Origin of the sequence: Vibrio sp. V19_P1S1T109, assembly GCF_002241375.1 — a bacterium.
Classification (GTDB): Bacteria; Pseudomonadota; Gammaproteobacteria; order Enterobacterales; family Vibrionaceae; genus Vibrio; species Vibrio anguillarum.
Map to the genome: position 1 here is coordinate 1 of NZ_NDIM01000296.1, position 13,254 is coordinate 13,254.

Annotated in this window: 10 protein-coding genes and 2 tRNA genes; 2 read left to right on the forward strand and 10 right to left on the reverse strand. The window is 43.0% G+C overall.

Features of this window, described 5'->3' with window-relative positions; translation table 11 throughout:
* Window positions 1-436: 436 nt before the first annotated feature.
* Both B9J87_RS14305 and B9J87_RS14310 read right to left on the reverse strand, forming a co-directional pair.
* Entirely contained in the window at window positions 437-1,042 is a 606-nt protein-coding gene (locus B9J87_RS14305; protein ID WP_094151430.1) for a histidine phosphatase family protein, read from the reverse strand.
* Between the two features lie 22 nt (window positions 1,043-1,064).
* Window positions 1,065-2,543: an SLC13 family permease gene (locus B9J87_RS14310; protein WP_094151436.1), complete on the reverse strand. Its 1,479-nt coding sequence runs from the start codon at window positions 2,541-2,543 to the stop codon at window positions 1,065-1,067.
* A 108-nt stretch (window positions 2,544-2,651) separates the two neighbouring features.
* Between B9J87_RS14310 and B9J87_RS14315 the strand changes: the two genes are divergently transcribed.
* Window positions 2,652-3,548, forward strand: coding sequence for a LysR family transcriptional regulator (locus B9J87_RS14315; protein WP_094151446.1), 897 nt, complete (start codon window positions 2,652-2,654; stop codon window positions 3,546-3,548).
* 79 nt (window positions 3,549-3,627) lie between these two features.
* On the opposite strand, the gene B9J87_RS14320 is transcribed toward B9J87_RS14315, so the two are convergent.
* Window positions 3,628-4,524, reverse strand: coding sequence for a response regulator (locus tag B9J87_RS14320; RefSeq protein WP_017046676.1), 897 nt, complete (start codon window positions 4,522-4,524; stop codon window positions 3,628-3,630).
* A gap of 97 nt (window positions 4,525-4,621) precedes the next feature.
* Here B9J87_RS14320 and B9J87_RS14325 point away from each other — a divergent pair, with 97 nt between their 5' ends.
* Window positions 4,622-5,371 carry a hypothetical protein gene (locus tag B9J87_RS14325; RefSeq protein WP_013855663.1) on the forward strand — a complete coding sequence of 250 codons (750 nt, stop codon included), beginning with the start codon at window positions 4,622-4,624 and terminating at the stop codon, window positions 5,369-5,371.
* 34 nt (window positions 5,372-5,405) lie between these two features.
* Here the strand turns inward: B9J87_RS14325 and B9J87_RS14330 are convergent, their stop codons facing one another.
* The 7 genes from B9J87_RS14330 to B9J87_RS14360 all read right to left on the reverse strand — a co-directional run bounded on the left by B9J87_RS14330 (window position 5,406) and on the right by B9J87_RS14360 (window position 13,246).
* Complete coding sequence (locus B9J87_RS14330; RefSeq protein WP_094151447.1) at window positions 5,406-6,332, reverse strand: SPOR domain-containing protein; 927 nt, start codon at window positions 6,330-6,332, stop codon at window positions 5,406-5,408.
* A 166-nt stretch (window positions 6,333-6,498) separates the two neighbouring features.
* Window positions 6,499-7,437 (reverse strand): ABC transporter permease, encoded by a 939-nt coding sequence (locus B9J87_RS14335; protein WP_010319654.1) that lies wholly within the window; start codon window positions 7,435-7,437, stop codon window positions 6,499-6,501.
* Window positions 7,438-7,439: 2 nt separating this feature from the next.
* Window positions 7,440-8,417: an ABC transporter permease gene (locus tag B9J87_RS14340; protein WP_013855660.1), complete on the reverse strand. Its 978-nt coding sequence runs from the start codon at window positions 8,415-8,417 to the stop codon at window positions 7,440-7,442.
* Window positions 8,418-8,616: 199 nt separating this feature from the next.
* Window positions 8,617-10,173, reverse strand: coding sequence for an ABC transporter substrate-binding protein (locus tag B9J87_RS14345; RefSeq protein WP_026027967.1), 1,557 nt, complete (start codon window positions 10,171-10,173; stop codon window positions 8,617-8,619).
* A gap of 108 nt (window positions 10,174-10,281) precedes the next feature.
* Window positions 10,282-11,997: a dipeptide ABC transporter ATP-binding protein gene (locus tag B9J87_RS14350; protein WP_019281822.1), complete on the reverse strand. Its 1,716-nt coding sequence runs from the start codon at window positions 11,995-11,997 to the stop codon at window positions 10,282-10,284.
* Window positions 11,998-12,947: 950 nt separating this feature from the next.
* Window positions 12,948-13,024 (reverse strand) — tRNA-Pro (locus B9J87_RS14355).
* Window positions 13,025-13,170: 146 nt separating this feature from the next.
* Window positions 13,171-13,246 (reverse strand) — tRNA-His (locus tag B9J87_RS14360).
* Between the last annotated feature and the right edge of the window lie 8 nt (window positions 13,247-13,254).

Sequence of the window (13,254 nt, forward strand, 5' to 3'; positions counted from 1 at the left end):
AATCCCTAACAAATCTATGGGGGTGATATGCTCAAAAACAAGGTAAACAAGCCAGAAATACTCAACTTCATGAATATAATTTAGGTTAAAGGATGTGTGTGATATTCTGAAAAATGATACTGTTAATACTCAATTTTTAGGCAGAACAACAAGAAAATATTGTTTTTCTGGAAAAGACTGAGAAGCCTTATCACACATAACTTTCCAGATTTAGTTCAGAAACCACTTGTGTTGGTATCTTGTTACTATGTAGATCATGGTCTGGAAAATCCACCCTGTAGATTTGTAATATCTGGAAACCATACTAGCCTCTATGTATATCAAATACATTGGAGGCTGGTATGCTAATAAGCACTTAGGTCAAATAGAGACATGTGGTTGAATACCTATGTTGATGTCGGTAACACCACCATAGGTTAGTTAATATTGTTTAAAATTAGTCCGCAACATCATCATCCGGAATAAGGGAACCAATATTATACGCTTCCAGTTTTACGCTTTTGAGAAGATAAGAATCAAAATTGAAAATGGTTAAAGTCCCTGGGCTGGCAGGCAACAGATGTTCAGGTGACAAATTTAAGAAAGCTTTACATGCCGCTCGAATAACGCCGCTATGAACCACGGCCAAGAGGTCACTTTGCTCTTCATACACTTTATTACGTAATACAGCATTAATTCTATCGCAAAAATCAAACCAGTTTTCCCCACCTGCTGGAGTGTAAGCACCTGCTCGCCAATCGTGGTACTTATCTGCCTGATTGAATAATAGATCTGGTTTTCTACACCCTGTCCACTCTCCCATATTGAGCTCTCTGATCTCTGGGCATTTGAGTGCTTCGGGATATCCGATTATTTCGGATGTTTGCACAGCTCGCCCCAAATCAGATGTAATCACGCGTGTTGGTGCTAGCTGATGGACAAAGTGTTTTATAGCTTGTGCTTGTTTGATCCCTCTCTCAGATAGCTCTGAATTATCATGTCCTTGCAGGCGTGATTCTTTATTCCACAATGTTTCACCATGTCGAAGTAATATCAGTCTCATGTTTTTTCCTTACCGAGTAAAATTAAAGTCCATACCCAAGAATTTGGAACCACGTAAATATTGCTATTGAGATAACAGAAGCGCCGATGAAACAGGTAATTAACCCGTATTTCATTTGGTCTAATACACTGAAATATCCCGTCGAGAAATAAATTGCATTCACTTTTGAATGCGGAGGTAACGTGATGGTGTACGTTAAGGTGAAAGATGCCGCCAAAGCTAAAGTTACCGGATCCATACCTAAAGTCTTAGCCAGAGCGATAATCGAAGGTATAAGGATCGTGGTCTTTACTGTTTTACTTGTAAATATCAGGTGACTATACATGCAAATAAAAACGACAATCACATACACAGCCGTATGACTCATACTTTCGAGACCAAGGCCATAAACTAGCTTGCTTATTAAAAATTCAGCACCCTTGCTGGTCTCCAGAGCATTACCAACGGAATACGCACCCGCAGCAAAAATCATCAGGTCCCACTTGATATTGGATTCATTCCAAGTCAGAAGCCCTATTTTGGGCAACAAACATAAAATCGCGGAGATTACAGCAGTCATGTATACACTAATGCTAAACCCAAACATGGCTTCGTGATAGCTTTCTGTAGCCCAAAGAAAAACCGCATTACAGAAGATAAATATCGCTTTCTTCTCATTTAGTGTGAGAAAACCAAGCTGGCTGCGTTCTTCTTTTAACTTTTCGAGAGAACCTTCGAAGTCAACCTCACCTTTAAATTTAAACAGTTTGATACCGACGAAGAACGCTATCACCATGCCCAAAATAGCTAGGGGAAATGCAGCCGTAAGCCAGTCCATGTAACCAACAGTTCCTCCCGCTTGCGAGTTAATAAAACCAACCGCAATAATATTAGCGGCAGTTCCCGTCATAACCCCTGATGTTGCAAGAGCATCGGCTTGCACTCCTTGAAGCATCATTAGTTTTCCAAAATTACTTTTCCCTGGAATGGCTTTATATACGTCAAGTAAAATTAAACAGATAGGTACCATCAATGCAGCACGAGCAGTAGTTGAAGGGACAAAGAATACCAAGCAGAAATTAATGAGGATAAGAACAAACAGCGCCCGTTTCGGTGTCTGGCCAAACTCAGTTATCATCCACAAAGCAAAGCGACGAGCAAGGTTAGATTTGATCATAGCCGCTGTTAATATAAAAGCAGAGACCATCAACCAAATCACATTATAACCTAAAGTCGCAAAAGCAACTTTCTCTTTAGTTACAGTCCCCGTAAGTACTAGTAATACAATTGCGATCATCGATGTTAGATAAATTGGGATCGAACCACATACCCACATAATGAGGGCTGCACAAAATATTGCTATCGACTGCTGGCCCTGAAGTGTAAGTCCATCTGGCGTCGGCATCACAAATATAAAAACCATAACGAACACTGCCAACGGTATTCCTATCGATTTCAACGTGATTTTTCTTAGTAATGGTGGTTCACCATCGCCTAATTGGTATTCCTTGTCTTCTTTCATTCTGAGTTCTCCATGTGTATGTAAGGTACACACCCAGTATAAAAATGTGGGGAAATAATAATAATTGTATTAGTATATATTAAGCATAAATTATTTTTATGGTCTTGTATGAACTTAAGTCAACTAGAAGCATTTCTATTACTGGCGGACGGTTTGAGTGTGACAGAAACATCTGAACGATTGCACTGCACTCAACCCAGTATCAGTATTAAGATAAAAAAACTAGAAGAGCAGTTGAAAACGGTTTTGTTTGAGAGGATAAACAACCGCCTTCATCTCACACCTCAAGGTAAACTTTACCAACAATATGCGTCACAGATCATGAATATGATTGATACGTCTTCTCGGCATATGAGACAGTTTGACGATCCGAACAAAGGTGAAATCAAATTAGGCGCTAGCCATTTTGTGGGCGTTTATTACCTCCCTCAAGTTATTGCGAAGTTTAAAAAACAGTATCCATTAGTTAGATTTAGTATGGATATTTCGAAGTCCCATCAGCTCCTTAGAAAATTAAATCAGCAAGAGTTAGATTTTTTGGTCATGGCAGATAATGTTGCCTTTGACGAGAATGAGTATAAGTTGGAGAGCTTTTTAAGTGACCCATTTGTGTTGATTTGTGCTCCTGGACATCAGTTGGCAAAGAAGCAATCATGTCATTTTTCTGAAGTTTTAACCCAAACATTTATCATTAAATCTAAGAAGTCGACCACAACGTCTTTTTTGCTGGCGAAATCACAAAGCATTTCTTCTTATGACGGGATCACGAATAGTATTGAAATTGACAGTATTGAAGGCATTAAACAAGCCGTTATTCACGGTTTAGGAGTATCTATTGTTTCAAGACTATCCGTTGAGCAAGAAATAAACGCCGGTTTATTACATGCATTGACTATCGATGATATTAACTTTACCCGAGGTGTTCGGTACATTCACCATAAAAATAAATATCTTTCTCCTGCGACCCAAAATTTTTTATCTATGCTTAAAGGAGTTGTTGATTAAATCAATGAACTCTTTTGATATATAATAGCAAAAATCATCCTGTCATAAAGATAACCTCAGAATATGCTCTTAAAGATGATTAAAATCCCACCAAGGTAATTTTCCCTTGGGCTAACGCCCCCATTTGGCAGGAAAAATCGACCCGTTTATCCGCTTCTTTGGCAAATAGGGTTTCGAGCTTTTCAAACGATTGAGGGATAAAACTGATATTTTTTAACTTCAAGCTTTTTCGGGTTTGATTATCAAGAAACGCTAATGCGGAAGCACTTAATACTTTCTGGCAAGTATCGAGAATATCTTTACTGACCATTTTGCTGTGTACCGCTTGTTGTAGTTGCTCTTTGGTAATGCTGGGGTTGCCTTTAGCAAAGACACAAACGGCGTAGATATCAAGCAGTGCCACCGCGCGCGGCTTTTGCGTTTCGCCATCTTCATAGACTGCCATCAAACAAGGAATTTTACTCTCATCAAACGATTGGCGACGAATATTATTCAGCACGATATCAGCACCTACCGCTCTTTTTAGCAGCTTCTCTAGCTGCGAAAGCTTTGGTAAAGCCAACTCATCTTGCAGCTCAACCATTTCATCTAATTCAATGCAGCTCTCTTCCGCTCCTTGCACTAAAGGAAGCAACTTTTGGTGCAGTTCACCATCGTCAAACGGTTTCGATAACACAAACGACGCTCCAGCTTCAAGCGCCTGTTTGATTTGTTGCTCATCGGCCACCGTGGTGAGCATTGCTACTTTTATCCCGAGCTTACGTTTGGTTATCGCTTGTGTCAGCTCCAGCCCCGTCATGCCGGGCATGTGCCAATCTGTTAAGACAATATCCGGCTGCCAACTGCCAATCAGCTTGAGTGCGGCCTTACCATTGTCTGCCTTTTGAATGGACAAACGTCGGTAGCCAAACGCCTCTAAGGCTCGTCTGACTATTTCAAGTGTCGCTTTACTGTCATCAACAATGAGAATCTTCACAGCACATTTTTCTATGACCTAACTTGTTCAAAGTATAGGCACATTTTTTTACAACAACTAAACTTACCTGAAAATACAGCAACAAAAGTGGGTTTATGTGATGCCAATACAAGAGTTCCTCACCGAAAAGGTTTTATCGCTCTTAGCGATCGATCTCGGGCTTATTATCTTGTTGGCTTGGTTTTTTATCCTACTGCTGATCCTGCGTGAGTTTAGGAAATTTGCGCATGGTTTTACTCGTAATAAAAGTAATAGCGATGAAGACACGCTTCATTTATGCCAACAATCCGTTGAAAATGCGTTGAACTACACCGCAGAGCATAGCTCGACTCTGAATGATTTAATCATCATTCAAAAAGCGCTCGAGCAACAGGTTTCTCTCATCAAAAATTCCTCTTCTCAGGGCATTAGTGCCGAAGATCAGGCTTCAATTGATGAGCTCAATGAGAAATTGAGTAAATCGCATAAGTTGATCCGCAAACTGAAAGGCGATCTCGATAAAAGTGTGAAAGGGCTACGAGTGACTCGTAAAAAACTCTTTGCTCAAACTGATACCGTTGACAGTTTGAAAGAAGAAAAAGCCACCATCGAAAAAGAGTTTGAACAGTTAGAAGCGGAATACATCAAGATCAGTAAAGCAGGTGATTTCTACGAAATGGCAAAAAATTATCAAGCCGAGAAAAAAGAACTACTAGAGACCATTGAGAAATACAAAGAGCAAGCCAAACAAGGTGGCACTTCTGTCGATGTCGAAGCGATGAAAAAACAGTTGTATCACATCAGTAAAGAAAAAGATTTTATCGAACAACGCTATCTACAATTACTCGAAGAGGGAAAGAAAGAGTAGCGCTGCCGCCATTTCTGACGGCAAACTGAGACACTTATTTAACGCAAATCACATTGAGTAATGAGGAACCTTTCAGTTGGCTGACTTTACCGTTGGTAAAAAGCCCTTTTTGCGACCATCCCCAATAAGGTAAGTGCATTGGCCATTGGTTACTGTCCATCTGTTTTGAATCCAAAAGGCGTTGCCACTCTTCTTCCGTTACCAAGCGCATCGCCATTTTTTGGCAGGTTTTTTCTGCCACCTCATAGTTTAGGCGGCTCCATGCTAAGCCATGTTCCATATAGAACTGTTCATCACTCGAACGTAAATGAGGCACCACAAACTGCAAACCGTTTGCGGTGGTGCTCAAACGAATTTCAACCGCTGGCGGAACATTAAGAGCTGGCGCTTTGGTTGATGGTTTCGTTGATAATGGCGAACTCGCCATTTCCACTTGTGGTTTCGGTAAAGACTTTTTGGTGATTTGTTTTGCGGCAGACGTTGCTTGAGCGGAAGTTGTCTTTTTTCTCGGCGAGCTAGACTGTGCGCGCCCTTTGACAACCTCACGAATGAAAGCTTCTTTGTAACCGGGGATTTGCTGGATAAGAGGCAGTTCTTTTTTTACTTGCTCATAATCAGTATAAGGACCGATTAAGCAACGATACGTTTTCGCTTCTGGTTTTAGCCATACATCGGTAGAAATATGGGTATAAAACGCTTTGGCTTTCAGCAAAGATAATGGCTTATTTAACACACCACACTGAATCCAAAAAGTGGATGATTGCCCTTTGGGCTTTTTCTTTCCCCATAAACCTTGCCCTATTGGGCATGCTTTATCAAGAATGGGCAGCTGATCGACAGAAGCTTGAGTCGCATCACAAAGAAAATCGTCCGCCCAAGCGGGTTGAAATAAAGCCAGCGACGCCAACACCGTTAGGCTTGATGTCACACACAGGGTCGTTTTCCGCATCAGGGTCATCATATTGAGTCCATATACTTGCTTAATAGTAGTGACAACATTACCGATTCAATGTTCCCTAGTTCAATGGATTTGGGTTGGGTATAACAAAAATACTAGCAAAAAAAGAGCCGCATTTGACGGCGGCTTTTAGTTTAGGGATTTTCTTTAGCAAAAATCAATTGCCACATCACCCTTTGTAAATTTTTGGGTTAAAAACATCGCGTAGCCAGTCACCCAACAGATTGATCACCAACACTAATGTGACGAGTACAAAACCAGGGAAAGCCGTAATCCACCAAGCGCCAGAGAAGATGTAGTTAAAGCCCATGCTAATCAAAGCACCCAATGATGGCTGATCGACTGGCAAACCTAAACCTAGGAAAGAGAGTGCCGCTTCAGACATGATCGCATTGGCAATTTGTACAGTTGAGATAACCAAAATAGGCGATAAACAGTTAGGTAAAATATGGCGAAACATGATGCGTGGCGATTTAAAACCCATCACACGAGCCGCTTCCACATACTCTTTTTTCTTCTCGGCAAGCACTGACGCACGAATTGTCCGCGCGTATTGTGGCCACTCAGCCACGCCAATAATCACCACCAGCATCACAACCGCATACTGACTATAAAATTCACTCCCAAAACTGGCTTTGAAAATTGCCGAAACAATGATCGCCACCATCATGGTTGAAAACGATAGCTGTACATCAGCAAAACGCATCAAAAAGCTATCAATACGTCCGCCAAAGTAGCCAGCAGAAAGGCCAATCACGATACCAAGTAGCAACTGTAAACCGACCGCCAAAAAGCCAATCGTCAGTGATAGACGCGAACCATACAGTATGGTCGACAAAATATCGCGCCCTTGCTCATCCGTGCCGAGAACAAAGCGCTCATCGGCTCCGTCCATCCAAGAGGGAGGTAATTCTGCATCCATCAGATCAATCGATGATAGGTCGTACGGGTTACTGGGGGCAATGAGTGGCGCAGCGACAGACAAAGTTAAGAATACCAAAAAGATGACGAAGCTGGTCATCGCCACTTTATCACGCAAGAAATAGTACAAAAAATCAGACTGTTTAAAACGCTCCCAACGAGATGGAGCAGCAGCAAATTGGCTCATGATTAAGCTCCTTTTCCAGTAAGGTTCACAGTCGGGTTAATCAGACCGTATAACAGATCGACAATGGTGTTGGTCACAACGAAAATCAGGCCAACGAATATGACGTAAGCGGTGATCAGCGGAGTATCAACTCGGTTGATCGCTTCAAGGAAAAGAAAGCCCGTACCCGGCCACTGAAAAACAGTCTCGGTTAAGATGGTGTAGGCCACCATGGTCCCAATTTGTACACCGCCGACGGTTAGCACCGGTAACATGGTATTTTTAAGGGCATGTTGGTAGTAAATTTTGTTCAATGCCAAGCCTTTAGCTTTAGCAAATTTGATGTATTCCGAGCTCAGCACTTCCAACATTTCAGAACGCACTAAACGAATAAACAGCGGCAGCATGATCGACGCCAGTGAAACACAAGGCAGCACCAAGTGTGCTAAGCCATCAGCCGTGAAAAAGCCAGATTCCCAACCCAACCAATTGGCGGTTTCCCCTCGTCCATACGACGGTAACCAACCTAACGTGATCGAGAAAACATACATCAACATAATCGCAGTTAAGAACACTGGGATAGAAATACCAATACTGCTGCCCGCCATCACCACTTTGGTAAAGAAGCTTTTGGGATGAATGGCTGTGTAAACCCCTAATGGAATGGAACAGACAATGATGATTACGGTCGCACCGAGCACAAGCTCTAACGTTGCGATTAATTTATCGAGAATAACGTCTACCGCAGGACGTTTGAAAAAGTAGGACGTGCCTAAATCACCCTGCACCGCGGCCGTAATAAAACGAGTATATTTGGCAATGAAAGGATCATTCAGTCCAAGTTCATCGCGCAGCGCTTGGCGCTCGCTTTCTGAAACAGACTGCCCAACAAGCTCACGCAATGGGTCGCCTAAGTTATCCTGAATGGCAAACGCCACCAGACTGATCACAAACATCACTATCAGTGCCTGAAACAGGCGCTTGACCAGAAACGAAAACATTCCTTGCCCCTTAAACTATCCATGATGGTTCTTTTTAAAATTGAATTAACTTTAATAGGAACGAAAAAATTCAGCCTAAAAAACGACACTCGACCCGACTGAAATAAAGCAAAGTGCAGAGATCTTAATAAGGCATCCAAGCGGATGCCTTGAGTGACTTAAGCGCCGCCCACATTACATGAGCGGCCAACTTAAGTAATTACTCGCTAACGACTAGGTCGCCGAAATAAGGGAATTCCATCGCGTTAACAATCGGTTTGATATCTAAAGTAGATTTCGCACCCCACGCTAGGTTTTGCCAATGCAGTGGAACAAATGCTGCGTCGTTGTACAAAGTCACTTCGACTTTTTGCAGCATCTGTGCACGTTTCGCAGGATCGGTTTCTACGTTTGCCGCTTCAACCAACTTATCCACTTCTGGATTTGAGTAGTGACCACAGTTGTACTGGCCTTTACCACTCTCTTCGTTACGTGTCATGGTTAAGAACTCGGTGAAGTTTGCTGAGTCTTCAGTATCTGAGTGCCAGCCAATCATTAACAGATCCGCGGCGCACTTATCAAACTCAGGCCAATATTGCGCTTTTGGCATGGTTTTAAGATCAACCTTAATGCCAATTTTCGACAACATCGCCGCTGCAGCTTGTGCAACTTTCGCATCGTTCACATAACGGTTGTTTGGCGCGATCATGGTGAGCGTCAGCCCTTTCTCATAACCAGCCTCTTTCATCAGCTCTTTCGCTTTTTTCAAATCAAAACGAGGCACAAGGTTCGCGTCATAACCAGAATAACCCGCTGGGCCTTGTTGGCCAGCTGCTGTCGCAAAACCTTTCATGATTTTGTCAACGATACCTTGGTTGTTGATGGCATGAACAATGGCTTGACGCACGCGAACATCTTTCAGTGCTTCATTGCTGTTTTGGTTCATTTGGAAAGTGATGATGCGCGTACCTGGCAAAGTTACAAGATCAATGCCTTTGGCTTCTTCCACACGTTTATGATCGTTTGGCGCAACAGGTGCAATCATATCCACATCACCCGAAAGGAGCGCCGCAACACGAGTGGCATCTTCTTTAATCGGCACTAGGGTCAGTTTGTCTACGTTGCCTTTTGATGCGCTATCCCAATAATCTTTAAAGCGTTCAAATTCCACTTTTACGCCTTGTTCGCGGAAAGTCACTCTAAATGGGCCAGTACCAGAAACGTTGGTCGAAGCAAACGAGTTGCCGTGCTTCACAATTTCAGATTTCTCTTTACCATCAGCCGCTTTGCCCGAATAGAACTTGCTGTCCATAGGGAAGATGTAGGTTGCGGTTTGCAGAACCAGCGGATAAGCGCCCTTGGATACGATCTCGACGGTGTAATCATCCACTTTGACCATCTTTTCATACGGTTCAAAAATAGCTTTGAAATCAGGAGAATCTTGTAAACGATCGAACGTCCAGACCACATCGTCTGCCGTCATTTCGTTACCTGAATGGAATTTCACCCCTTTACGCAGCGTAAAACGGAATGTTGTATCATTGACACGTTCCCATTTCTCAGCAAGGCGAGGTTCAAAATCAAATGTCTGGGTGTAACGAACGAGAGGATCAAACACCATGTGAGACATTTGTAGCGTACCACCAGATAGCTGCTCATGCGGGTCAAGTGACACTGGGTCAGCATCATAAGCGACGGTAATATTGGCCGCGCTAGCTGCAAAGCTTAAGCCTGCCGCCATCAAAGCTACTGTTAGTTTGCTTTTCATGGTTTTCATTGCATAACTCCTTATGCGGGAATCCAAATCCCTAGTTGTTGTAATTGCTTCTGTTTATTCATTCCAAGCACGCTTGGTCATGATATCTCTATCTGTAACTTTTTTGGCTTACGCCGTTACTACATCTTCTCTTAAGCCCGTAAACTCAGGCATTAAAGAAATCAAATGCTGGCTGTATTGGTGTTGAGGTGACTTAAACAACTGCTCTGTAGGGGCGACCTCCAGTAAGGTCCCCATTTGCATGACCCCGACACGATCGCACATTTGGCGGATCACAGGTAAATCATGGCTGATGAACAGCATGGTCAAATTGAGCTCATCTTGCAGATCTTTCAATAGGTTTAAGATCTGCGCTTGCACAGACACGTCGAGCGCGGACGTGGGTTCATCACAAATCAATAAGCGAGGACGCGTGGCGAGTGCGCGAGCAATTGAAATACGTTGACGTTGACCGCCGGAAAACTCGTGCGGATATTTCACTCCCGCCATTTTACCTAGGCCTACGTGCTCTAAAAGATCATGCACAATTTGCCGTGTTTCCGCTTCGCTACGGGTTAATTTATGAAAACGAATCGGCTCGGCAATGATATCGAAAATCTTCATTCTCGGATTCATTGAGGTATAAGGGTTTTGAAACACCATCTGCATCTGGCGGCGCATCGGACGGCGCTCGTTTTCCGATTTCAGCGCAGTAAGATCAATTCCTTCAAAACAGACTTTGCCTGAGTTTGGAGCGTACAGACCCGCAATCACGCGTGCGATGGTTGATTTACCGGAACCTGATTCCCCAACCAAACCAAAAGTTTCCCCTTCAAACACCTCGAAACTGACGTCATTTGAAGCTTGGACATATTCACGGCGACTTTCAAACAATGAGTCTTTGGTCGTAAAGCGTAAATTCACGTTTTCTACTGTCAGCAGTGGGCCTGTGTATTGGCGATTATCTTGGCTCTGACCCAACCAATGGTTTTTAACATCCAGTGGTTTTAACTCACTTGCCTCTTCGATATAGCTCACCAGCGGAAAGCGATCGAGTTTTTTATCTGAGCGAGGAACGGCGGAAATCAAACTGCGTGTATAGGAGTGATCCGGAGCGCCCAACACTTTAGCTGTCGGTCCAAATTCAACCAAGTCACCGCGATACATCACCGCGACGCGATCCGTCACGTTCGAGACCACACCCATATCATGGGTGACCAGCATACAACCAACATTGTTTTTAATGCATAGCTCGCGGATCAGGCTCAAGATTTGATCTTGAATAGAAACGTCTAATGCAGTGGTCGGTTCATCGGCAATAATAAGATCAGGTTCACCCGCCAGCGCAATGGCAATCACAACACGTTGACGCATGCCACCAGAGAATTGGTGTGGGTACTGCTTCAAACGGTTTTCAGGCTGAGGAATACCCACTTGCTTCATCAAAGAAAGTGCACGCTGATACGCTTCTTCCTCAGTCACTTTCATATTGGCGTGGATGGTTTCTGTCAGTTGATGTTCAACAGTAAATAGCGGATTAAGCGACGTCATTGGGTCTTGAAAAATAAAACCAATTTTAGAGCCGCGAACTTGGCGCATCTGCTCAGGCGATAGGCCTGAAATCTTCTCACCATCTAAGAACACATCGCCACTGGCAATGAGACCGGGTGGGCTCAATAAATCGATAACCGCATTACCTACGGTCGATTTTCCGGCGCCTGATTCTCCCACAACCCCAACAATTTCACCCCGCTCGATATTAAACGAAAGCGATTTCACAGCAACGTGAACACCATGACGCGATGGGTATTCAATACGCAGGTTTTTTACTTCTAAAAGTGACATCCCAGACCTCTACGACTTGGGCAGTGTTGTGCCCTGTCTGTAACTACCTTTGAACAACAAAGCGTTCAAAGCCAGTAAAAATGAATCCATTCATACCAGTACAATATTCTGGTAATTAACAAGGCCATCAATTTGGCAAATATTTCACAGAAAAGCAACATCGATAGGATAAAAAGTCGATATCAAATCAAACCAAAGCAGTAACATCGTATTTTTATGCACCACATATGCATTAATCATTGGTATGACCAATATTCTAGCACGCAGTAATACACCCCAAAACATAGACGTTAAGCCTAAAAAAACGCCAATTCACCATGTATTCTAAAAAAGAATGCAGAATAAAATTTCAAATTATATTGCGGCATATCACGTAACACATTAGAAACAAAAACCAGAGTAACCAATAAAATGCCAGACTAAAAACCAATGACAAGACAGAAAAGCAGTGAATTCATCTGAACAGAAAATTTAGGGTTTAGCCTTTAAACATGATAATTCACTGACTTAATGAGATAGGAGTCAATAAGGGATCGAACATTGAATAGAGAGAATGGTCTTTCAACTGAGGCTTATTAAGATGGCCGGTGAAGAGCCCGGTTTTGAAAATCAGACGAACCCCACTTTGGCTCTCATTACCTTGATTAAGGCTCCAAACACCAGATGTTAAAAAGCCCCAGTCTTTCGACTGAGGCTTATTAATGTGCTCGCTGAAGAGCCCGATTTTGAAGATCAGGCGAACCCCACTTTGGCTCTCATTACCTTGATTAAGGCTCCAAACACCAGATGTTAAAAAGCCCCAGTCTTTCGACCGAGGCTTTTTAAGGTGGTCGGTGAAGAGCCCGGTTTTGAAAATCAGACGAACCCCACTTTGGCTCTCATTACCTTGATTAAGGCTCCAAACATCAGATATTAAAAAGCCCCAGTCTTTCGACTGAGGCTTATTAAGGTGGTCGGTGAAGAGGGATTCGAACCCCCGACCCTCTGGTCCCAAACCAGATGCGCTACCAAGCTGCGCTATTCACCGATACAAATTCATTTTTTGGAATTAACGAGAGGAAACCCTCTGGTCCGCTATTCCTAACATCAGGATGCACTATCAAACTAGGTCATTCACCGATGTATCTTTCTTCTCGATTTTCACCAAGAACGGAAACCGAAGTTACCTAATAATGGGGTGGCTAACGAGACTTGAACTCGCGACAACCGGAATCACAATCCGGGGCTCTACCAACTGAGCTATAGCCACCATCAAAC